Consider the following 22,962-nt stretch of genomic DNA (forward strand, 5'->3'; position numbering starts at 1 on the left):
TCTATACAAAAGTATTTGTCACGGATTTTTTTCAGCATTGGTATCACTTGTATGATATACTCGCAGATGTTTTGATTCGTTCATTCTTTCTTGAACTTCATTCTTTTTAATCTCACAGGTTGTATCAACACAGTGTTGATTTTTAATTTCCATTTGAAGGAGACAAAGCGTGGCAGACACTACTGTTCAGAGCGAACAGCCAGAGCAATCCGAAGCAGAAGCAACCCCCGCAAAACCACGTCGTAGGCGCACGACAAAAAAATCTGCAGAAGCGCTTACAGAGCCCTCTCAGGCCAATCTTTTCTCAGCAGAGCCTGCCGAGAAAAAGCCGCGTAAGCGCACCAAAAAATCCGCCAGCTCCGCTGCTGCCGCGGATGATTCTACGCAAGCACCCGTTATACAAACTCCCGTTGCGTCCGCAACAGACGCTGGCGCAATCGCTTCAGCAAGCGAAGCCATTGTTTTGCCTAAGCGCCGCCGTGGCCGCCCCTCTAAGGCAGAAAAAGCAGCATATGAGGCTGCGCTTGCTGCAGCTCAGGCAGCTCAGTCTGCGCAATCCATACAAGCAGCACGTACTTCCGTTTCCGAAAGTACATCAACCACACCATCTACACCTGACGATATAGCTGCTCCCAAGGGCAAAAATATTAAGCAAATGAATAGCCGTACGCAGCGTCATACAAGGGCCAGTAATAAGATGGCGGCTGCACCTACGCAGACCTTATCGGAAGCAGAGGCAGCAGCCTTTATAGCCGCTGCAACACAAGATGCTGCTACAAAAACAGATACTGCTACCGCTAGCACAGATGCTGCTGTAAGTGTAGACACTTCAGCCATCACAGATGCTGCTCTACCTGCAACTCCCGCAGCAGATAAGCCTGCAGACCAAGCAGAATCTCGCAGTCCTCGTCGTCGACCTGGGCGTCCTGGTCGTAATTCCAAAAATATGCAGGATACAAACGGCGCTGTAAACAATGGTACTTCTCGCAATTCCAACGCTCAAAATGATCGTGAGAATCGTGACAGTCGTAACGATCGTGATTCTCGCAACGATCGTAATTCGCGTAACGAGCGCAACAACAATCGCCGCAACAACAATCGCCGCAATAATTTTGTAGATACCAACGCTGAACCTTCGCTTACCCGTGAACAGCTGACCGAGATGAAGGTAGCCGAGCTTCGTACTAAAGCTGCAGAGCTGGAAATTGATTTTGTGGGCGTTAAAAAGACCGACCTCATTGAGCTTATCTACACTACAGCAGCTCGTGCTGAGGGCTTCAGGCATGTTTGTGGTGTGCTGGAAATCCAAAAAGAGGGTCATGGCTTTGTTCGTTGCGATGGCTACATGCACGGTCCCAATGATGCCTATATCTTTAGTCAGATGATTCGCCAATACGGCTTGCGACCTGGTGATTTTATCGAAGGTGTTGTGGTTCCTGCTCGTGGTACTAACAAATCTTTGCCTCCAGTAGGTCGCATTTCTTCTATTAACGGTGTAAGCTGCGAGGAAGCGCGCAAGCGACCTAAGTTCCGTGATCTCACGCCTATTTATCCTAACGAGCCTCTTAAGTTAGAGAATGGTAAGGACTCCATTACTGGTCGTGCCATCGATTTGGTTTCGCCCATAGGTAAGGGTCAGCGTGGTTTGATTGTTTCGCCTCCAAAGGCTGGTAAAACTACTGTTCTGAAGCACATTTGCCAATCCATTGCAGCAAACAATCCCGAAGTACACCTCATCTGCCTGTTGGTGGATGAGCGTCCTGAAGAAGTTACAGACATGCAGCGCTCCATTAAGGGCGAGGTTGTGGCTTCCACCTTTGATATGCCTGCCGAGAATCACACGACTGTTTCTGAGCTGGTTATTGAGCGTGCAAAGCGACTGGTAGAAATGGGCGGAGATGTAGTGGTGGTACTGGATTCCATCACACGTTTGGCTCGTGCTTATAACTTGGCTCAGCCTGCAAGTGGTCGTATTTTGTCTGGTGGTGTGGACTCCGCGGCTCTTTATCCTCCCAAACGTTTCTTGGGTGCTGCTCGTAACATCGAAAATGGCGGTTCTCTTACCATTATTGCTTCGGCTCTTATCGACACAGGCTCCAAGATGGACGAGGTAATCTTTGAGGAGTTTAAGGGTACCGGCAATATGGAGCTTAAGCTTGATCGCGATTTGGCAGATAAGCGCATCTTCCCAGCAATTGATCCTGTTGCTTCTGGCACTCGTAATGAGGAGCTGCTTATTGATCCTGCACTGCAGCCCTTCGTGTGGGGCATTCGACGCATTCTGGCTAATATGAACAATGTGGAGCGTGCCGAGTCTTCGCTGGTTAAGAGCCTTAAGGCAACCAACAATAACGAGGAGTTCCTTATTCGTTCTGCTAAGAAGGCGCAAAACGCGGAGTATGCAGATGCGTTGTAAAAACGCGTCTGAGTAGTGTTTGCTACAAAAATGTACGGTACCGGTGTACATTTGAGACAGCTGGAGCACTCATAAAGCATTGATAAAGCGACAAGTACTCAGATATTTGTCGCTTTTTTGTTCCGTTTATAACAGAATTTTATAAAGTTACCTACTATTTTGCATTTCTCGATAGTTTTTACCTAAAGTCACGCTACACTCAAAAAAGATAAGTTAAACGTAGGTTTAGCAAGCGACGGTACACACTCTTAAAACAAACTACGCCGTTGTGTTTGTGTTGGTCACTGTATATGGCAGGACCAACCTTATATCGTAGCTAAGAATGTTGCCGCCCTTGCACATCTTGCAGGGAAGGTACTGAGGAATATGAAACGCTATAGTACACATCCAGCGGTTTATGCTGGACTGGTGGGCGTTGCTTTGGTAAGCGTTCCGCGTACCGCTATGGCTGTTTCCGCTCAAACGCTTTCTGTTTTGCCTGGCCCTCGTGTGGTCATTCCTGCAGCTGTGGCAGCTTGCGTGGGTATTGCAGGAATTACCTATGCTGTTGTTCGCAAGCAATCACGTAGGCAGCAGGACAATTCGTGGCAGTCTGGTGACGTTGCCTGGCATTTAATAGATGAAACGTTTTCTGCTTCCGATGCTACTGAGTCTGATACTACTCCTGCTCCTGCTAAGAAGTCCCATGAACTGATGACTTCAAATGTAGTTGCAGATGTACATGGTGCAGATACAAGCATAGATACAAGTACAGATGTAGGTGCGCATGAGGCTCGTGACTATGAGCAAATTGCACAAAACTATGTTAATAAACAGCGCTATGCTCAGCGTGTTGCTATTCAGAAACAGGGTGTAAAGGCAACCTTGCTTGAGCGTTTGGGAGCTCGTTTAAACGGCAATATGATGGATGGTTTGCCTGTCATTGAGCGCGCGGATGGTTCTGTTGGTGATGTAGGAACTTCTTGGTGGGAAGCAACCGTTGGTCCCAACATTACGCGTGGCAGTTTGATTGAGACTATGCTCGATGATCCAACTGCACCTCAGCCTCAAACTCCCACTCCTGCAGAGGCTCACTCACGCCGCCGTCATGCAGAAGTGGTTTCTCGTGTTGCTCATCTGGATTTGGGCATGTATCCCGAGCGTCGCAAAAGTGAAGAGTTAAACGATAAACGCGATATGTGGGAGCTTGCTCTTGCTGCATTGGACGAGAAGCTCGATGACACGGGTTCTGTTGCTGTAAACATCCCATCTTCTGCTCCTAAGCCTGTTGTGGCCAGTGCTGCTGTAGAGCTTACCGGTCAGATGGTTTGCGTTGCTCCTATTAGTACCGATGATGCTTTATCTAACGTGGTAACTGCCAATGAGCATGCGGTATCTAACAATAAGTCTACCGTTAACGGTGTCGCACCTTACAGGACACCCGTCCTGCTTGATATGGACACACTTGATGAACCTGATTTTCCTGCAGAGAGCACCGGGATCTTGCACTTCCGCGTTCCTGCTAATCATCCCGAGGTAACGGATGAGAAGAGCTATGTTGAGTATCTCATTTCTGACGAGGAAGCAAAGGCTCGCTCTAAGAGGTATGGTGCACATGCCAAGAAGTATGACTACCTTCGCGTTATTGATGGTGGTACCAGCACACGTTTGCAGGTATTGCAGCCTGCTAAAAAGAGCGGCTACAAGCCTCGCCACATGAAGCAGGTATCTGAAGTTGGTCAGAGTCTCCAAAATGCTCAGGTAGTACATGATTCATTTGCTTTGGCACAGCAAGGCTAAGTTTACTTAACACTTTCAAAACGCACACCCATTTGGTCTGCACGCAAATCGCGCACCCAATAGTCTGGATAAGAACTGCGGATGGCATCTATGAGTGCCTCCGCAGTTTTTTGTTGGTGAGCTATGGCAATCATGGTAGAACCTGAACCAGAAATAACAAAGCCATCTGCACCGTAAGCTAACGCAAGTTTTTGTAATGGTTTGTAGTCTGCAATCAATGCCTTGCGATAGGGTTCATGCAGGCGATCTGCATTAGCTGCTGCAAAAACATCCATCTTCCCCGAAGTTAATGCATCAATTACACCAACTACGCGTCCCATTTGCCATACTGCATCCTCAAAAGGAATAGTGGTGGGTAATACGCGACGTGCATCGGCGGTGCGCACTTCATAGGGTGGAGCTACGGTAATAAAATGCAAGCCACTATATACATCAAAGTGTGTTGAGAAAACCCTATCCTTAAAACCCTTGGCTTTATTAAGGGTACTAGGAGTGCTGCTCTGAGCTTCAATTTTTATGTTGTTCTCTACTTGAGCAGTGAAGGAGCTTACCAAACCACCCATAATCGCAGGTGCTACATTGTCTGGATGTCCTTCTAGTTTTGTAGCCATATCCAGGGTGAAAGCTTGATTATAGTTGTGGTTACTCAGCAACTGTGCTGCAACTATACCAGCTACAATGCAAGCAGAACTTGATCCTAATCCACCAGATAGTGGAATATCAGAATCAATAGTCAAGTGAACAGGAAAAGTTTTGTGTCCCAAAGCATCTAGCGTTGCACAAAAGCTAGTCCATACCAGATTATCTTCATTACAAAAACGAGCTTCGCAGCCATCGATGGTAAGTGCTGTGCTTGGTGTAAAGCTAAAGCGCGCATATAAATTGAGGGCCATACCAAGGCAGTCAAAACCAACACCCAAATTTGCCGAGGTTGCAGGTACAGTTACGCAAACCATTACAAAATCTTCTCGCAAGCGGAGGATACAACACAATCCATGTCTTCAATGGAGCATATTTCTGGATGTAGTACGGCTGCTGTGCGCAATTTACTCAGCATCTGAGGCGCAGTAGTGTTTGTTATATCTTGGAGTGCATCCATGGCCTCAAAGCCAGAAAGCGTACAAGCTTTACCCGTAAGTGCCTCTAGGACATCAGTAGAAAATTTGTAAGCGTTAGCAGTGGAGAGTACCACACGGCAGTCACAGTTAGGTTTGGCTTCGTTCATAACGCTTACAGCAACAGCAGTGTGAGTATCTATAAGAATCTTCTCGTTAGTCCATGTTGTATGAATTGCGGCACGTGTTTGAGTGTCGTCAGCACGACCACAAGCAAAGGTTTCCTGTAATTTAGCAAGCAACTCATCACTGATTTGATAAAAGCCCTGCTTTGTGAGTTGGGTCATGTAGTTAGAGATAAGCTCACAATTTCCATCGGATAGCAAATAAAGCAAACGCTCCAAATTGGAGGACACCAAAATGTCCATCGAAGGTGAGATGGTCTTGTTAAAGCTACGGCGGCGGTCGTATATGCCGGTGCGGATAAAGTCGTAGAGCACATCATTGACATTGGAGGCTACGGTTAGTTTTGCAACAGGCAGGCCCATCAGTTTGGCAAAATAACCAGCAAGCACATCGCCAAAATTACCCGTAGGAACAAAAAATTCAAGAGGATCACCTAAAGTGAGTGCGCCCGAGCGTACAAGTTGTGCATAGGCATCAAAATAGTAAACTACTTGAGGAACCAAACGTCCTATATTGATAGAGTTTGCGCTGGACAAAACGGTATTTTGAGCAGCTAGATCATCGGCAAGTTTATGGTTGGCAAAGATATTCTTAACCTGTGTTTGAATATCATCAAAGTTGCCCCTTACCGCGCTCACACAAACATTACTGCCAGTTTGGGTAATCATTTGCAGACGTTGTACATCAGAGACTTTGCCTTCGGGATAGAACACAGTAATACCTATTCCAGGTACGTTTGCAAAACCAGCCAGTGCTGCTTTACCGGTATCACCCGATGTGGCAGTTACAATCATGACATTGCGACTGTCGCCTTGCCTCGAAACGCTCATAAGTTGTGGCAACATTTGCAATGCGATGTCTTTAAATGCGCTTGTGGGTCCATGCCATAATTTAAGCATCCAAGAGTTACCTAAGGTAGTTATGGGTGTTATAGCATCACTGTCAAACCCAGTGCCATAGGCTGCCTTCACGCAATTCTCAATTTCTCCTGGCGTAAAGTCATCCAATAAAGTACTGAGCACAAGTTCTGCATTTTGCATAAAACTATTGTTACAAACACTTTGGAGGTCTAAGTGCTTCTTTGCGAGCGTGTCACAGATAAACAGGCCTCCATCGGGCGCAATACCTGTCAATATTGCTTGCTTACTTGTTAACAGTTTATGTGTAGAGCGCGTACTGTGGTAAAAAGTACTCATAAGTTACTCCATAGTTTTAGCAATTCAAGTAAACCTATGCATATAGTAACGGTAAAAGATACTTTGTGGGTGCTTAACTACCAACTGGAAACGTTCGATTGATTGGAACGCACATGAATATTGCCTTGCTCGGATACGGTACTGTTGGGCGAGGTGTGGACCACATTGTGTCTGACTTGTGCCCTACGCTGGAGGTTACACACATCCTTAAACGTCCGGGGAAGCTTTTAGATCCACGCGACATCGATTCGTTTGATGCAATTCTTGCCGATACAAGCATAGAGCTTGTTGCGGAGTGCATGGGTGGTATCGAGCCTGCTCGTAGCTATATTTTAGCTGCACTTACATCAGGTAAGCATGTGGTTACTGCCAACAAAGCGGTTGTAGCTCGTCATTTTGATGAATTTGTTCAAGTGGCTACCGCTCATCAGGTTGGTTTGTTTGTAGAAGCAACTACAGGCGGTGGTATCCCTTGGATTGCTGGCCTTCGTAAGATGCGTCGTGTAGATGCACTTACGTCGTTTAGCGGTATTCTTAATGGTACTTCCAATTATATTTTAGACCGTATGGCTCATTCTAACTCTAGTTTTGATGAGGTCCTGACAGACGCACAAGAGTTGGGTTATGCGGAGGCAGATCCTTCTGCGGATATTGATGGTATGGATGTGGCAAACAAAACTATTATTTCTGCTGTGGTTGCTTTTGATGTCTTTCATAAAACAGAAGTGCCTACTTTGGGTATTCGAAATATCACACGTGCAGATATGGATGCACTGGCATCTTGTGGTTTGTGTGTCAAACTCATGGGGCAGGGTATTGCAAAGGATGAGTCCTATGCCTTGGCAGTGCAGCCAGTTGTGTTACCTATAACTTTGCTTGAAGCAAACGTTCCCAATAACTTTAATAGTGCAAGTGCTACGGGCTCAAGCATTGGTGAGCTTAAGTTTTATGGTCAAGGTGCCGGAAGTCTGCCCACGGGCAACGCCATGGTTCAAGATATATTGGACTGTGAGGCTGGTATACGTCCCAGCTATTGTTTTGATACTCAGAAAACTTATAATCCTGCTTTGCTTACAAGTAATTATCTTATTCGGACCGCTATGACTCTGCCAGTTGGGTTTACTGCTACACCAGCACCAGGTCTGTTAGCAACAAACTTCCAATTGGTGCGTTCTCTTACAGCAACACAGGCAGCTCAACTCTTGCAACAACTGCTCGTACAAGACCCGCACAGCTTCATGGCTGCTTATCCATCTACTCTAGTATTCCAGGAGGCATAATCCATGCTTAAGGTTGCAAAATTTGGGGGTTCTAGTGTTGCCAATGCCCAACAGTTCAAAAAAGTTGCCTCCATTGTGGCAGCAGATTCAGATAGACGCTATATTGTGGTATCTGCATCGGGTAAGCGTTTTACCACTGATAATAAAATTACAGACCTTCTTTTGCTGGTAAATGCTCATATTTCTTATCATGTTGATTGTACAGTGCTGTTACAAACCATTAAGGAACGCTATATAGAGTTAGCGCGTGAGCTTAAGCTTACCTATCCCATTGCTCAAAAGTTTGATGAGTTTGCCATGCATATCAAAGATGTTTCTCCAGAGTATGTTGTTTCGCGTGGAGAATGGTTTACCGCCCAACTCATGGCTGAATTTCTCAATAAGCCTTTTGTGGATGCTTCGGATGTAATTCGCTTTCATCATGATGGCAGTCTTAACCAAGAAGCCACGGCACAGCTTTTACAACAGCTAGTTGTCGAGAAAGGCAGTTTTGTCTTGCCTGGTTTTTATGGCGCAACAAGTGATGGCAAGATTAAGCTGTTTGAGCGTGGTGGTGGAGATATTACAGGTGCTATTGTTGCACGTGCACTGGAAGTGGATGTGTATGAAAACTGGACTGACGTGTCTGGTTTTTTGGCTGCAGATCCGCGCATTGTTAATGACCCGCGCATTATCCATCGCATTACCTTTGATGAAATGCGTGAGCTTTCGTATATGGGCGCTTCTGTTTTGCAGGAAGAAGCTATTTTTCCTGTTCGTGAAGCAAATATTCCCATTCAAATCAAGAATACCAATGACCCAGAAGCTCTTGGCACCATGATTCGCGAGACGGCCGAGGAACGCGAGAGCGAGCATCTTATTACGGGCGTTGCTGGTCGTAAAAATTTTACAGCGGTACATATTCAAAAGGCTCATATGTCTACCGAGATAGGATTTATTCGTCGTGCTCTGTCCGTTTTTGAACGGTATCACGTATCTGTAGAGCATGTACCTACCGGTGTAGATTCTTTTGGTGTTGTGGTTAACGGTGCAGATGTAGTAGACACTATCTATTCCATTGTGAATGACTTGCAAAAAGAACTTGTGCCCGATTCTATACACATAGTTGAGCACCTTGCTCTTATCAGCATTGTTGGTCGTAATATGAGCCGTCGTGCGGGTACTTCGGGTCGCATCTTTGGTGTACTTGGCGAAGCCGGTGTAAACATCCGTATGATTACACAGTCCTCACAGGAGATCTCTATCATCTTGGGTGTTAACAATGAGGACTTCAATACGGCAATTGGTGTTATTTATAATCGTTTTGTAAAAAGCGAAATGGTGGGCACTATCAGCCAGTAGGGGGATGTTATGTCCGGTAAAGTTGTAGCAATTTTGGGCGCCACAGGTGTTGTGGGTGCACAAATGATGCAATGTCTAGAAGAGCGCAATTTTCCAGTTTCGCGCTTAGTTCCGCTTGCGTCTGAGCGCTCTGTGGGTAGGAAAGTGCAATTTTGTGGAGAAGATCATGCTGTGCAGCTAGCATCTCCGCAAGCCTTTAATAACGTGGATATTGTGCTTGGTGCGGCGGGAGATCAGCAGGCTTCTGAGCTGCTACCACAGGCGGCAGTTCAAGGGGCGGTATGTGTAGATAACAGTCATGCCTTTAGGCTCTATGATGATGTTCCTCTTGTGATTCCAGAGATTAATGCTGCAGATATTGCCAATCATCCACGCAACATCATTGCTAATCCTAACTGTGCAACCATTATTGGTTTGGTACCAACATGGCCATTACATCAGGCGGCAGGTATCAAGCGCATGATTGTCTCGACCTATCAGGCAGCATCGGGGGCAGGTATGGCTGGTCTTACCGAGCTTGTTCGTGAGCATAAAGCACTTGATGAAGGCCAGGCTGTTGGCTCAACAGATCCTTTTGCGTATCAGCTGGCGTATAACCTTATTCCGCAGATTGGTGGCTTTAAGGATGATGATTACACATCCGAGGAGCTTAAAATGCAAAATGAGGGTCGCAAGATTATGCATATGCCTGAGCTTTTTGTGAGTTGTACCTGCGTTCGTGTTCCGGTTATGCGTTCGCATTCCGAATCCATTACTCTTGATTTTGAGCAGGATATGTCTCCAGAGCAGGCGCGTGAAATTTTGTCCCGCGCTCCTGGAGTCAAGGTTGTTGATAAACCCAATGAACTTGTGTATCCCATGCCTTTGGACACATCCAATCAAGATGCAATCTTTGTTGGGCGTATCCGTAAAGACCTTTCAAGCCCTACGCCTTCACGTTCGCTTACGCTGTGGTGTTGTGGAGATCAAATTCGTAAAGGCGCTGCAACCAATGCGGTGCAAATTGCGGAATATCTCTTGTAATCTGTACAAAATGTGTTTGCAAAAAAGTTCAGATTTACACTTGCATCCGCTGGTTTTTTTGTAATAATAATACACGCGCCATTTGAGGTGGGCAAATGGTGGGTGTAGCTCAGTTGGCAGAGCGACGGACTGTGGCTCCGTAGGTCGAGGGTTCGAGACCCTTCACCCACCCCATTTACAAATGAATATGGATCGTTAGCTCAGCTGGTAGAGCAGGGGACTCTTAATCCCAAGGTCCAGGGTTCGAACCCCTGACGATCCACCACTTGATTTTTCGACTCAGAGCTTATAACAGCCCTGAGTTTTTTATTAGCTCAGTGAGTCATTTGTCTACAAGTAGGTTACTCACGTGTACAATCACAAGCAATGCAGCAACTAAACGTGCTTTGTAGCATTGCGGGGGAGTAGTAGCTATGACACAAGAACTCATCTTTTTAGAACCCGTCTTTCACCAGAAGATTTGGGGCGGTCGCATGCTTGAGTCCGACTTTGGTTATCAGATTCCCGATGGCCCCATAGGTGAGTGTTGGGCAATTTCTGCTCATCAGTCAGGGGACTGTAAGGTTGCAAAAGGCAGGTTTGCAGGTATGCATCTGTCTGAGTTGTGGTCCACACATCGTGAATTGTTTGGCAAGCTTGCATCAGATCAATTCCCTTTACTTATCAAAATCCTTGCGGCGGATGATGACTTGTCCATTCAAGTTCATCCGGACGATACGTATGCTGCACAGCACGAGAATGGATCTTTGGGTAAATGTGAGTGCTGGTATGTGTTGCATGCTAAGCCTGGCGCAACTATCGTAGTTGGACAAAATGCAAGTTCACGTGAGGAATTTGCTCGTGCGGTAAACAAGAGCAAGTGGGGTGAACTTCTCAATATCATTCCTGTTAAAACGGGTGATTTCTTCCAAATAAATCCAGGAACGGTCCATGCAATTCGTGGTGGTACTTTGATTTTGGAAACCCAGCAGTCTTCGGATGTGACATATCGTGTATACGACTACAATCGGCGCCAGGCAGACGGTAGCTTGCGCGAGTTACATCTACAGCAGTCGCTCGATGTTATTGATTACAAGCAGCAGGCGCCTACCAATGGCACCATTACTGCTATCGAGAAAAACGGTGTAACCCGCTTGGTTTCTTGTGATTGCTATACGGTAGATCGTGTGCGCGTAGAGGATACGACCAGACTTATGGCTCACTGGCCATTTTTATGCATGAGCGTCATTGAAGGCTCTGGCAAAGTAAATGGGCAGCTTGTTGCAAGGGGAGACCACTTTATTGCGCCGGCTGGTATAGACGTATTGGAACTCACAGGATCCATGGAACTTATTTGCTCATATCCACCTGCGGATTAGTGCAATATCAGGGTCACAGGGAAAAGTGTAAACAAAAAAGCCAGAACAAATACGTCCTGGCTTTTCTTATGATATGGTGCGCCCGGGGGGATTCGAACCCCCAACCGGCGGATTAGAAGTCCGATACTCTATCCTATTGAGCTACGGGCGCCTGCAAAGGGATTTTATCACGCCGCGGGCTTGTGTGCCTGCTAAAAGATACGTTTTGCAATTTGTATTCACTTATCGATACTTTTATGTGTAAAAAATGTCTCTAATGCGTCATACTTGTATACAGTCTTGAGAAAATCTTCGGGAGGGTTCGTCTTGATTTATACCGTTACTCTCAATCCTGCAATCGATTATGTAATGCATCCACTTACGCTCGATATGGGTTTTACTAACCGTTCTTCCAGTGAAGAGATGTATTGCGGTGGTAACGGCATTAATATAGCTGGCATTCTGAATGAGCTTGGGGTAGCCAACACAGCAATGGGTATTTGTGGTGGCTTTACGGGTGATTATTTAATCGAGTCACTTCAGTCTCAGGGTATTGCCTGTAATTTTGTGCGCTTGGACAAGGGTAATACTCGTATTAACGTCAAGCTTAACGGTATTGTTATGTCTATCGTTAATGGTATGGGTCCCAAGATTCCACATCGTAAGCTTGAAGAGCTCTTGCACCGTATGGAAATGATTCAGTCGGGGGATACAGTGGTACTTACCGGCTCCATTCCCAAGAGCTTGCCTGATACTACCTATGACATGATTATGAACCATTTATCTGGCCGTGGGATTCGCTTTGTAGTAGATGCGCCTGGCACGCTCTTGTTGCGCGCCTTAAGCGCTAAGCCATTTCTCATTAAACCCAATAACCATGAGGTTGGCCGCCTGTTTAACGAGAAGCCAGAAACACCAGAAGAGTGTTTGCCTTTTGCACGCATCTTGCATGATCGTGGTGCGGCAAATGTCATTGTTTCTTGTGGCAAGTATGGTTCTGCTCTATTGGATGAGTATGGTAACGAGCACATAACCTTGGTTCCTCCCTGTAAACTTGTTAATGCTACCGGTGCTGGTGATTCTATGGTCGCTGGTTTCTTAGCTAAGCTGGATGAAGGCGCAGATTATGACACTGCTCTTAATTTTGCTTCGAGCTGTGGTTCTGCCACTGCGTCATCCAAATATCTTGCAAATCGCGAAACTATCGAGAAACTCTATGCTGCTCTAGGCGGAGTTCTCGAAGAGCATAAAGAAGAAATTGCCGCTGCCCTTGAGCGCGTGCGCAAGGCAGAGCGTCGTCTTGATACATTGATGGATTCATAAGGAGCGTTATGGTTTCTCAGACAGTTACTCTTACCAACCCCAACGGTTTACATATTGGTCCTGCAACAACCTTCTCTGATGCTCTGTATGATTTTCCTTGCAAGATTGAAGTAATTTCTCAGGGTAAACATGCAGATGCTAAGCGTCCTTTGGCTCTGTTGGGTATTGGTATTCCCACTGGTTCTGAAATTGAAATTGTGTGTGATGGCGAGCGTGAGGATGAAGCTCTTGCAACTGCACTTGATCTTATCAACAAGCTGAATTAATAAATTTTTGAATATAGTGCATAAATAATCATATTATTATGGATATAAAGTAAGTAATACGCTTACTTATGGCTATTTGTGTGTTTACACACAGTTTGGGAGGTTTCATGTTCCAGGGAGTTAATGCATCCGATGGCATTGGAATTGGTGTTGCACAAGTTGCGGTAGAGCCTGATCTGACTTTTACACCACATGCACCCGAAGATACAGAGGCAGAAAAGGCACGTTATGCTGCAGCTATTACTAAGTTTATTGAGCAAACCAATGCTCAAATTGAACGTATGTCCAAAACGGTAGGCGATGATGCTGCTGCTATTATGGCCGCACATATTGAGTTTGCCGAGGATGATGGCATTAAGATGATGGTTAATGGCTCCATTGAGTCTGGTATGTGTGCCGAGCAGGCTGTATATGATGCATATGAGTCATATTACGTTATGTTCTCTCAGATGGAAGATGAGCTGTTCCGTGAGCGTGCCGCTGATGTTGCAGACGTAAGAACTGGCCTTTTGGCAGATCTTTTGGGCAAGGAAGTGGTAGACCTTTCTACGCTGCCCGAGAACTCCATCGTAGTTGTGCACGAACTTACGCCTTCCATGACAGCAGATATTGATAAGGATAATGTAGCTGGTATTGTTACCGAGACAGGTGGTCGTACTTCTCACTCTGCCATCATTGCTCGTGCTTTAGAGATTCCCGCAGTATTGTCTGTAGCTGAGGTAACTACCTCCATTGCAAACGGTGATACGGTAGTAGTGGATGGCACCAACGGCACCGTTATTGCTAATCCTAGTGATGACGAGCTTTCCAAATATCGTGATGAGGCCAAGAAGTATGCCGAGGAAAAGGCTGCTCTTGAGGCCTATCGCGGCAAAGAGACCCTTACCGCAGATGGCAAGAAAGTCTTGTTGGTTGCCAACATTGGTAACCCTGACGATGCTAATGTAGCTGCCGAACATGACACCGAAGGCATTGGTCTGTTCCGTTCGGAATTTCTCTTTATGGATGCTTCCGAACTTCCTTCCGAGGACGAGCAGTTTGCCGCATATCAGAAGGTTGCCTTGCGTATGAAGGGCATGCCCATTATCATCCGTACGCTTGATGTGGGTGGAGATAAAGAGATTCCTTATCTTAACTTGCAGCAAGAAGAAAATCCCTTCATGGGCTTCCGCGCTGTGCGTTACTGTCTCAATAATCCGGACCAGTATAAGGTTCAGCTCCGTGCATTACTTCGTGCCTCTGCTTTTGGCGACATTAAGATTATGCTTCCTTTGGTAACCACCATTGATGAGGTGCGCGAGGCAAAGGCTTTGGTAGAAGAGTGCAAGAATGAGTTGCGTGCCGCTGGTATTCAGTTTAACGAGAATATCGAAGTAGGCACCATGATTGAGACACCTGCAGCTTCTCTCATTGCAGATGACTTGGCCGCGGAGTGCGACTTCTTCTCCATTGGTACCAATGACCTTATTGGCTATACCATGTGTGCAGACCGTGGTAACGATCGTGTGGCTTATCTATATCAGGTGTATCAGCCTGCAGTATTGCGCTCTCTTAGGCACCTTATTGCAGAAGGTAACAAAGCTGGCATTATGGTTGGCATGTGCGGTGAAGCTGCAGCAGATCCTCTGCTTATTCCAGTGCTGCTATCCTTTGGTTTGAGCGAGTTCTCTGTTTCTGCTCCTTCTATCTTGCGCACGCGTAAGACTATTTCTAAATGGAGCAAGGCAGAGGCAGATGAGCTTACTAATAAGGTAATGAGCCTTAAGACCGCAGCGGAGGTTCGTGCTGCGCTTAAGGAGGCTGCTCGTTAGGAACAACATGCAGCCTGTGCTTTAAGAGTTGAGTAAAAACCCATAGCGTAGTTAATTACAAGCACCTATCTATAAGATAGGTGCTTTTTTAAAGTACAGTTTTAAAGTACAACTTACCAAGTACATGATGGAGAGGTAATGACACGCAGTTCATCAGGAAGAACCTCTACATCAAAGATGCGACCTTCAAGCTCTTCTCCATCGGTTTGTACGGGGACATCCTCGGTAAACTCAATGTGAAGCTTTTTGGCACGCATGGTTTTAATAACACGCGATGTGGTGTGCAAGCCCGCACGCATCATGCCAAGCAATCTTAAAATCGTGGGTACTGTGGGAATACGAACGTTGTAGCATACATCAAGCAGCCCATCATTGGGCACAGCAGCGGGGCATACCTTAAAGCCAGCTCCGTAAGTAGGTCCAATATTGATGGCAAAGAAAATCTCTTGTAAATCAAGGGTTTTCTCGTCATCTACAGTAGCAATCATATGCCAACCTTCGTGTGCTTTGCTTAGTAGCTTAAGGCTAGAACTTATAAACAAAGCGGTGCCTTCTTGGTTATCACCTTGGTTGCGGCGAGCGGTTGTGTCATGTGCAACAGCCGCATCAATACCAAAAGACAATGTCTGCATAAAGTACTCGTTGTTAACCTTGCCCAAGTCAATCTTACGCACAGGTCCCTGCATAATTTGACCCAAAGCGGCTTCGGGAGCATTGCGGGCTAGACCTAAGGTACGAGCATAGTCATTGCCGGTGCCCATAGGAATAATGCCAAGAGTTGGCCGATCTTGAATGGGAATATCCATGAGGCCGTTTACAACTTCATGAATAACACCGTCTCCGCCTAAAGCAATAACGGTTTGAAATTTGCGAGCAGCTGCGGCCATTATACGAGCATCGCCCATAGCAGTGGTGCGCTGAATAGTGTAGCCTTCGGTAGCAGACTCAAAGCTGTTTAAAAAACGCTCGACAAAGTCGGCAGCGGCAGCACCTTTACCACTATGAGAGGCAGGATTAGCAATAACAAGCGTGCGTCCTAGCCTAGGTGTTGGCATAACATTCCTTCCAGTAATCAAATACGTCTGGAACTATCTTAACGGTTACGGACCAAAATTAAGACAAAAAGATAGTGCATTGTTGGCATATGGAGACTAAGATTCATTTAGTTACATTAAAAAGGATTGTTACCCGGTTTGGGGCAAGACCTGAGGGGTGCTGTAGGGCATCTTGCGGGTCTTTTTGTTTTGTTTACTAGATTTGTTGTATTGCATTAAGCTATTAAGCAGTGACAAAAGCAATAGCAGAATAATAAATAAACTAGGTACAAATCAAAGAAAGGAATCAAATGACTAAAGGTGTTACTTATAGCATAATCACCGCAGTTCCTGGTGATGTTGTCTCGTTGGATAATGTGAGTGATGAAGTTTTTGCCTCTCGTGCATTGGGTGAGGGTGTAGGCATCATTCCCAAAACTGGTACTATTACTGCTCCAGTATCTGGTACGGTTTCTGTTGTACAAAAGGCTGGTCATGCATATGCTATTAGTACTACAGATGGTCTTGATGTGCTCATACATGTAGGTATCGATACCGTAGAGCTTGAAGGTAAAGGTTTTGAGCCAAAGGTGTTGGTTGGTCAGGTAGTTACCGCGGGTGATATCTTGGCCGTTGTTGATTTAGACACTATTAAATCTGCTGGTTTTGATCCTACTACTTTAATTGTTGTTACTAACACGCAGGATTTCTCGTCCGTAAAGCCCCTGTTTGACTTTGAGGCTATGGCTACTTCTACCATTATTGAGGTAATTAAATAAAATAATCTGCACTGTATAAGTTTATTGTTGGTTGCGATGCAGGCGTTGTTGTTTGAGGTCTATGTACAATAAAAATCCCCCGAAAAGCGGGGGATTAAACACTCAGATATACATCTAAATGAAATAAGTAATGGAGCGGCAGACGGGACTCGAACCCGCAACAGTCAGCTTGGAAGGCTGATGCTCTACCAATTGAACTACTGCCGCGTGGTCGGGGTGACTGGATTCGAACCAGCGACCCTCTGCTCCCAAAGCAGATGCGCTACCAAGCTGCGCCACACCCCGATTCGCTTTGGTAAGTATAGCAAGCTTTGTAAACAATTCAACCCGTGCAGTATCAAAGTTCTTAATATGTACGAAAACTTTCCTTTACGTATCTTTTGCGTATACAGTTTGTTACGAGCTCATAGGAAATATCTATCTGTTGCTTGTAAACCGCTATGCTTTTCTCGATATAAAAATATAACAGCTATAGCTCGTGTACGGGTCAAGCGTAGGTCAACAAGAGGGAAACCGTCATGTCATATTCTTCTGAGGTAATTGCACAGCTTAAAGAGCGTTATGCAGATCAGCCTGAATTCATCCAAGCAGCACAAGAGGTGCTTGTAAGTTTGCAACCTGCTTTGGATGCACACCCCGAATATCAAAGCCAAGCTTTATTAGAGCGATTAGTAGAACCCGAGCGTGTCATCATGTTTAGGGTTCCATGGGTAGACGATAAGGGCCAAATACAGGTTAATCGTGGTTATCGCATTGAATTTAACTCTGCAATTGGACCTTACAAGGGAGGCCTACGTCTTCATCCCAGTGTTAACCTGTCAATTCTTAAGTTTTTGGGTTTTGAACAAATCTTTAAAAACAGCCTTACCACACTTCCCATGGGAGGTGGAAAGGGCGGAGCAGACTTTGATCCTAAGGGTAAGTCTGACCGTGAAATTATGGCGTTTTGTCAGAGCTTCATGACGGAACTATATCGTTATATTGGTCCCAATACGGATGTTCCTGCGGGTGATATTGGTACGGGTGCTCGTGAGATTGGTTATCTTTTTGGCCAGTACAAGCGTCTGCGTAACGAGTGGTCCGGTGTTCTCACTGGAAAAGGTTTAAGTTATGGCGGCTCTTTAGCACGTACCGAGGCAACTGGTTATGGTGCGGTATATTTCCTCACTCATATGTTGGCCGAGAAGGGCGAGGAGCTTGCAGGCAAGACAATATGCATCTCTGGTGCGGGTAATGTTGCCATTTATGCAGCACAAAAGGCACAGCAGTTGGGAGCTTGCGTGCTTACGGTATCCGATTCTTCGGGTTATGTATATGACCCTGATGGTATTGACGTTGCAACTTTGAAGAACGTCAAGGAAGTTCGTCGTGCGCGCCTGACTGATTATGTTGCTGCTCGTCCACGTGCGATGTATCACGAAACTCAACGTCCTTGGGGCGAGAAGTGCGATATAGCTATGCCTTGTGCTACTCAAAATGAATTGTCTCTTGAGTCTGCTCAAGCCCTTGTAGCACATGGTTGTCGTTATGTAGTAGAAGGCGCTAATATGCCTACCACCTTAGAAGCAACAACATATCTACAAGAACATGATGTATTTTTTGCTCCAGGTAAAGCAGCTAATGCCGGAGGTGTAGCTGTTTCTGGTTTAGAAATGAGCCAAAACGCAGAGCACCTATCTTGGTCCTTTGACGAGGTAGATCAGCGCTTGCAGTCTATTATGGCATCAATTTATACATCTGCTTCTACTGCTGCAAAGGATTATGGCCATGAGGGTAACCTCGTATTTGGCGCTAATATTGCTGGTTTTCTTAAAGTAGCAGAGGCTATGATGGCTCAGGGTGTGTGCTAATATTACACGGGTTGGCCTTTAGTGTGTAAAAAGTGATGTGGACATACTATTCGCGTGTTTTGACCGTGAACTAAGTGGGTAGACACTTGTTTGTCTGGTATCATGTCAAGGCTGTATGCATTAGTTGCGGGCGTGGTGGAACTGGTAGACACGCTAGATTTAGGTTCTAGTGGGTAACCCCCGTGAAGGTTCGAGTCCTTTCGCCCGCACCAGCGTACAACACTTACTCAGATACAAGCGGCTACAGCTGTAGCCGCGTAGGTTCAAGACACACTGGAGGAACGTTGAAGATCACCGTCACCGCGCAGGAGCCTCAGGATAACAAGGTTGCCGCGCAGCTTACCGTTGCTGCTGAGGATGTTAACAAGGCAGTTGCTCAGGCATACAAGGACATTGCTAACAAGTACAATTTTCAGGGCTTCCGTAAAGGTAAGACTCCTCGTCCTGTTATCGATGGCATTGTAGGCAAGGATGGCGTTCTTGGTCAGGCTACCAACGATCTTCTTAATCAGGTAGAGCCTCTCATGCTTGAGGAGTTGGATATCACTCCTGTAGGTGATGTTAACTACGGTGAGGAGCCTGTATTTGTTGTAGAGGGTTCTGACTATGTTTTGGACCTAACCATTCCTGTACGTCCTGTTGCAGAGCTCGATTCTTATGACGCTCCAGAAATTAACATGCCTCCCGCACAGGTAACTGAGGCAGAGATTGATGAGCAAATTGACGTTCTTCTGTCTTACCGTACCTCATATGAGGATGTAGAGGAGGATCGCGCTGCTGCTGCAGGCGATATTGTTAATGTCAATATCGAGAATATAGAGAATGCAGAGCGCTTTGCTGGCGAAAACCGCATGCTTTCTTTGGATGGCAAGGGTCTTCCTGAGGCTTTTGATGAGGGTATCAAGGGCATGAAAAAGGGTGAGACCAAGGAGATTTCTTGGACTGAATCCCATGGCGAGGGTGAGGATACTCATGAGCACAAGTTTGCTATTAAACTGACGCTCAACGCCATTAAGGTTGCCGTTACTCCCGAGCTTGATGATGAATTGGCCGAGAAGGGCTTTGGTTTTAAGACCGTAGCTGAGCTTCGTGATGGCCTTAAGTCCGAGATTGAATCTGACAAAAAGAATACCCTTCCTACCCTCAAGGAGAATCGTGTTCTTGCCGAGATGGCTAAGCATCTTCAGCTTGAGGAAGTTCCTTCTGAGTATGTAAATCAGGTATTCAATGAGATTACTCAGAACTTCCTGTCTCAGCTTCAGTCTCAGGGTATGACCCTGGATGGCTGGCTGCAAATGCAGGGTGTTTCCGCACAAGACTTCATTGCAGATCTTCACAACCAGGCAGAGGAGAACGCTCGTCAGAGTCTGACTCTTGAGGCTATTGCTCGTAAGATGGGCTTTGAGGCTACTGCAGAGGACATCCAGAAGGAGTTTGAGGAGTCTGGTGCAGATAATCCTGCTCAGCTTGTTGAGAACTGGCGTGAGAACGGTCAGCTCCCTGCCATTCGCGCAGCTATTAAGCGCAACAAGGCTCTTGACTGGTTGGTAGACAACGCCAAGGTAACCGAGGTAGATGAGGTTGCTGAGCGTCGTGCTGCCAAGAAGGACGATAAGTCCAACAAGTAAGCAAAGACTGGCAACTAAGCAGGAGGGGCTGTGCTATACAGGCATGGCCCCTCTATCAAAAATGGTCGTTGAAGTCTTTGTCATTGCATTAGAAAGGGGAATTGAATGATCAATCCTACTAACACTCCACTCATTCCTTACGTCGTCGAGCAGACTCCGCGCGGCGAGCGTAGCTATGACATCTACTCCCGCTTGCTTAACGACCGCATCGTATTTTTGGGTGAACCCGTTACGCGCGATTCCGCAAATTTGGTAATTGCCCAGTTACTTCACTTGGAAAGCCAGGATCCTGATAAAGACATTTCTTTGTACATTGATTCCCCTGGCGGCGATGTATATGCGGGTCTGGGTATCTTGGATACCATGAATTTTATCAAGCCAGATGTATCTACTATCTGTGTAGGCATGGCTGCATCTATGGGCGCTGTTCTTTTGGCAGCTGGTGCTAAAGGCAAGCGTTTTGCGCTCCCTAATTCCATGGTTCTTATTCATCAACCCAGTTCAGGTGCTCAGGGTCAGCAGACAGACATTCAGATTGTTGCGGATGAAACTAAGTATATCCGTGAGCATCTAAATAGCTTGCTTGCAGATTTTACGGGCCAGCCTATCGAGACAATCAATGCAGATACCGAGCGAGATAACTATATGCGCGCTCAGCAAGCAATGGAGTATGGCCTGGTAGACAAGGTTATTACCTCTCGTAAGGAAAGCGCCAACACCTCCGAGGAGCGTTAATGTCGGATTTTGATGGCACGAATTTAGACTCACAAATGCATTGCTCGTTTTGCGGCAAGTCGCGCGATCAGGTGCGTAAGCTCATCCAGGGACCTGGTGGTGTATTCATTTGTGATGAATGTGTTGCTGCTTGTAGTGACATTATTTCTGAGGCTGATGAGTTTGCTGTAGAGGCTGAGGAAGAAGAGCAGTTTGAAGTAGCCCCACTTATTAAAAATTTACCAACTCCTCATGAAATTTATGACGAGCTTTCACAGTACGTTATGGGTCAGGAAGATGCCAAACGTGCTATGAGTGTTGCGGTATATAACCACTATCGCCGTGTTATTGCTGGTGATGACGTGCTGGAAGAGGGCGAGGAGGAAGTTGAGCTTGCAAAGAGTAATATCTTGCTACTTGGTCCTACCGGTACAGGTAAGACACTCTTGGCTCAAACACTTGCTCGTTTCTTGGAAGTACCCTTTGCTATTGCGGATGCTACCACGCTTACCGAGGCTGGCTATGTAGGCGAAGACGTAGAAAATATCCTGCTCAAGCTTATTACTGCCGCCGATGGTGATGTTGAGCGTGCTCAGGTTGGTATTGTATATATTGACGAGATTGACAAAATTGCTCGCAAGGCAGAAAACTTGTCTATTACGCGTGATGTTTCTGGCGAGGGTGTCCAGCAGGCACTTCTTAAAATTCTTGAAGGTAGCGTTGCAAGCGTTCCTCCTCAGGGTGGTCGTAAGCATCCTCAACAGGAGCTTATTCATATTGATACCACCAATATTTTGTTTATTTGTGGTGGTGCATTTGTTGGTTTGGATAAGATCGTTGCGGATCGCATTGGTAAGAAGGGCGTGGGCTTTAACTCTGAGTTGGCTACCAAGGTAGAGGACTCACAAGATGAGCTCATGAGCGATGTCACCCCTATGGACCTGCACAAATTTGGTATGATTCCGGAGTTCGTTGGTCGTATTCCTGTAATTACGTCTACACGTGAACTTCGTGAGGATGACCTTGTAAAGATTCTAACTGAGCCTAGGAATGCCATTGTTAAACAGTATTGTCGCATGTTTAAGCTGGAGGGCGTTCAGCTTGAGTTTGAGCCTGAAGCTCTGCGTGCAATAGCTCGTCTGGCACTTAAGCGTGGTACTGGTGCTCGTGGTCTGCGTGCTATTTGTGAAGCAACACTACAAGACACCATGTTTAACATTCCCGATGATCTTACCGTAGAGAAGGTCGTGGTAACACAGGCTGCAGTAGATGGATTAGAGCAACCGCAGCTTATTTCTACAAAGAAGAGTCGTAAATAAACTGCTCGTAAATAGAAAAAGATTCCCTGCATGATTACGTAGTTGGTAGCATGCAGGGATTTTTTTATAGGTGAGTTCTTGCGTGCAGAATAGGTTTATTCTTCTTGTCCTTTACGAATTGAACGAATAATCTTTGCAAGTCCTTCAAAGTCTAAATGTACATGTTCATCTTCGTTATCTACATGAATGCCATTCCAGTCAATATGGACTTCCTCACCTTTTTTATGATCTCGTACATGTATACCATCGTTTAGGTTGATGTTAACGTAATCCTTATTTGAGGCATGTGCTTCTTGCCAGCTGGAGCTAGGTTCTTCGTTGGCTTCTTTGTTAGTAGTCGTATTGTCAGAGTCCGTGTTTTCTGGATCGGCAAAAAGAAGCTCATCTACTGTGACACCATAAAGCAAGGCGAGTGCAATAAGATTGTCAGTATCAGGTGACGATTCAGCACATTCCCACTTAGAGACCGCCTGACGAGAAACTTGTATCTTTGCAGCAACTTGTTCTTGAGACAGACCAGCCATTTTTCTATAGTCGTAGAGCCTTTTTGCAATCTCGAGTTTCATACGATGACCTTTCGAAGATAGAGACGTACGACTACTAAGTCGTTTGCTCTGTTTTGATA

General features: G+C 45.9%; 18 protein-coding genes and 6 tRNA genes. 17 read left to right on the top strand and 7 right to left on the bottom strand.

The window, feature by feature from the left end; translation table 11 throughout:
• The first annotated feature begins 169 nt into the window (after nucleotides 1–169).
• Nucleotides 170–2,416, top strand: a complete 2,247-nt coding sequence (rho, locus tag G469_RS09055; RefSeq protein ID WP_084522305.1) for a transcription termination factor Rho — start codon at nucleotides 170–172, stop codon at nucleotides 2,414–2,416.
• A 366-nt stretch (nucleotides 2,417–2,782) separates the two neighbouring features.
• The gene (locus G469_RS0104530) at nucleotides 2,783–4,195 is read left to right on the top strand and encodes a hypothetical protein (protein WP_028264038.1); all 1,413 of its coding nucleotides are present in this window, start codon (nucleotides 2,783–2,785) and stop codon (nucleotides 4,193–4,195) included.
• Nucleotides 4,196–4,197: 2 nt separating this feature from the next.
• Here the strand turns inward: G469_RS0104530 and thrB are convergent, their stop codons facing one another.
• Nucleotides 4,198–5,151, bottom strand: a complete 954-nt coding sequence (thrB, locus tag G469_RS0104535; protein WP_035425389.1) for a homoserine kinase — start codon at nucleotides 5,149–5,151, stop codon at nucleotides 4,198–4,200.
• Nucleotides 5,151–6,632 carry a threonine synthase gene (gene thrC, locus G469_RS0104540; protein WP_028264040.1) on the bottom strand — a complete coding sequence of 494 codons (1,482 nt, stop codon included), beginning with the start codon at nucleotides 6,630–6,632 and terminating at the stop codon, nucleotides 5,151–5,153. Before thrC ends, thrB begins: the two co-directional genes overlap by 1 nt.
• Nucleotides 6,633–6,745: 113 nt before the next feature.
• On the opposite strand from thrC, the gene G469_RS0104545 reads away from it, so the two are divergent.
• From G469_RS0104545 to G469_RS0104570, 6 genes are all read left to right on the top strand, one after another.
• A complete protein-coding gene (locus G469_RS0104545; protein ID WP_028264041.1) occupies nucleotides 6,746–7,912 on the top strand; it encodes a homoserine dehydrogenase in 1,167 nt (388 codons plus the stop codon).
• A 3-nt stretch (nucleotides 7,913–7,915) separates the two neighbouring features.
• Nucleotides 7,916–9,253, top strand: a complete 1,338-nt coding sequence (locus G469_RS0104550) for an aspartate kinase (protein WP_028264042.1) — start codon at nucleotides 7,916–7,918, stop codon at nucleotides 9,251–9,253.
• A 9-nt stretch (nucleotides 9,254–9,262) separates the two neighbouring features.
• The gene (locus G469_RS0104555) at nucleotides 9,263–10,276 is read left to right on the top strand and encodes an aspartate-semialdehyde dehydrogenase (protein WP_028264043.1); all 1,014 of its coding nucleotides are present in this window, start codon (nucleotides 9,263–9,265) and stop codon (nucleotides 10,274–10,276) included.
• Between the two features lie 98 nt (nucleotides 10,277–10,374).
• Nucleotides 10,375–10,450: transfer RNA gene (locus tag G469_RS0104560), tRNA-His, on the top strand.
• 15 nt (nucleotides 10,451–10,465) lie between these two features.
• Nucleotides 10,466–10,541: transfer RNA gene (locus G469_RS0104565), tRNA-Lys, on the top strand.
• Nucleotides 10,542–10,689: 148 nt separating this feature from the next.
• The gene (locus G469_RS0104570) at nucleotides 10,690–11,634 is read left to right on the top strand and encodes a type I phosphomannose isomerase catalytic subunit (RefSeq protein ID WP_028264044.1); all 945 of its coding nucleotides are present in this window, start codon (nucleotides 10,690–10,692) and stop codon (nucleotides 11,632–11,634) included.
• Between the two features lie 74 nt (nucleotides 11,635–11,708).
• Here G469_RS0104570 and G469_RS0104575 read toward each other — a convergent pair.
• Nucleotides 11,709–11,785 (bottom strand) — tRNA-Arg (locus G469_RS0104575).
• Between the two features lie 155 nt (nucleotides 11,786–11,940).
• On the opposite strand from G469_RS0104575, the gene G469_RS08385 reads away from it, so the two are divergent.
• The 3 genes from G469_RS08385 to ptsP all read left to right on the top strand — a co-directional run bounded on the left by G469_RS08385 (nucleotide 11,941) and on the right by ptsP (nucleotide 15,013).
• On the top strand, nucleotides 11,941–12,936 hold the full coding sequence (locus G469_RS08385; RefSeq protein WP_035425390.1) for a 1-phosphofructokinase family hexose kinase: 996 nt from the start codon (nucleotides 11,941–11,943) through the stop codon (nucleotides 12,934–12,936).
• 8 nt (nucleotides 12,937–12,944) lie between these two features.
• Nucleotides 12,945–13,202 carry an HPr family phosphocarrier protein gene (locus G469_RS0104585; protein ID WP_028264045.1) on the top strand — a complete coding sequence of 86 codons (258 nt, stop codon included), beginning with the start codon at nucleotides 12,945–12,947 and terminating at the stop codon, nucleotides 13,200–13,202.
• Nucleotides 13,203–13,309: 107 nt separating this feature from the next.
• Nucleotides 13,310–15,013, top strand: a complete 1,704-nt coding sequence (gene ptsP / locus G469_RS0104590; protein ID WP_028264046.1) for a phosphoenolpyruvate--protein phosphotransferase — start codon at nucleotides 13,310–13,312, stop codon at nucleotides 15,011–15,013.
• Between the two features lie 113 nt (nucleotides 15,014–15,126).
• Here the strand turns inward: ptsP and G469_RS0104595 are convergent, their stop codons facing one another.
• Nucleotides 15,127–16,068, bottom strand: coding sequence for a diacylglycerol/lipid kinase family protein (locus tag G469_RS0104595; RefSeq protein WP_028264047.1), 942 nt, complete (start codon nucleotides 16,066–16,068; stop codon nucleotides 15,127–15,129).
• Between the two features lie 290 nt (nucleotides 16,069–16,358).
• Here G469_RS0104595 and G469_RS0104600 point away from each other — a divergent pair, with 290 nt between their 5' ends.
• Nucleotides 16,359–16,826, top strand: coding sequence for a PTS sugar transporter subunit IIA (locus G469_RS0104600; RefSeq protein ID WP_028264048.1), 468 nt, complete (start codon nucleotides 16,359–16,361; stop codon nucleotides 16,824–16,826).
• A 131-nt stretch (nucleotides 16,827–16,957) separates the two neighbouring features.
• Here the strand turns inward: G469_RS0104600 and G469_RS0104605 are convergent.
• Together G469_RS0104605 and G469_RS0104610 are read right to left on the bottom strand one after the other, a co-directional pair.
• Nucleotides 16,958–17,033 (bottom strand) — tRNA-Gly (locus G469_RS0104605).
• Between the two features lies 1 nt (nucleotide 17,034).
• A tRNA-Pro gene (locus tag G469_RS0104610) sits at nucleotides 17,035–17,111 on the bottom strand.
• Between the two features lie 233 nt (nucleotides 17,112–17,344).
• Between G469_RS0104610 and gdhA the strand changes: the two genes are divergently transcribed.
• The 5 genes from gdhA to clpX all read left to right on the top strand — a co-directional run bounded on the left by gdhA (nucleotide 17,345) and on the right by clpX (nucleotide 22,337).
• Entirely contained in the window at nucleotides 17,345–18,676 is a 1,332-nt protein-coding gene (gene gdhA / locus G469_RS0104615) for an NADP-specific glutamate dehydrogenase (RefSeq protein WP_028264049.1), read from the top strand.
• Between the two features lie 126 nt (nucleotides 18,677–18,802).
• Nucleotides 18,803–18,888, top strand: a tRNA-Leu gene (locus G469_RS0104620).
• Between the two features lie 72 nt (nucleotides 18,889–18,960).
• A complete protein-coding gene (tig, locus tag G469_RS0104625; protein WP_028264050.1) occupies nucleotides 18,961–20,304 on the top strand; it encodes a trigger factor in 1,344 nt (447 codons plus the stop codon).
• 105 nt (nucleotides 20,305–20,409) lie between these two features.
• Nucleotides 20,410–21,039, top strand: a complete 630-nt coding sequence (locus G469_RS0104630) for an ATP-dependent Clp protease proteolytic subunit (protein WP_028264051.1) — start codon at nucleotides 20,410–20,412, stop codon at nucleotides 21,037–21,039.
• Nucleotides 21,039–22,337 (top strand): ATP-dependent Clp protease ATP-binding subunit ClpX, encoded by a 1,299-nt coding sequence (gene clpX, locus G469_RS0104635; protein ID WP_028264052.1) that lies wholly within the window; start codon nucleotides 21,039–21,041, stop codon nucleotides 22,335–22,337. The genes G469_RS0104630 and clpX overlap by 1 nt, the downstream gene beginning before the upstream one ends.
• Before the next feature lie 95 nt (nucleotides 22,338–22,432).
• Here clpX and G469_RS0104640 read toward each other — a convergent pair whose 3' ends face one another.
• The gene (locus G469_RS0104640; RefSeq protein ID WP_028264053.1) at nucleotides 22,433–22,903 is read right to left on the bottom strand and encodes a helix-turn-helix domain-containing protein; all 471 of its coding nucleotides are present in this window, start codon (nucleotides 22,901–22,903) and stop codon (nucleotides 22,433–22,435) included.
• Between the last annotated feature and the right edge of the window lie 59 nt (nucleotides 22,904–22,962).

Source organism: Atopobium fossor DSM 15642, from assembly GCF_000483125.1.
Taxonomy (GTDB): domain Bacteria; phylum Actinomycetota; class Coriobacteriia; order Coriobacteriales; family Atopobiaceae; genus Atopobium; species Atopobium fossor.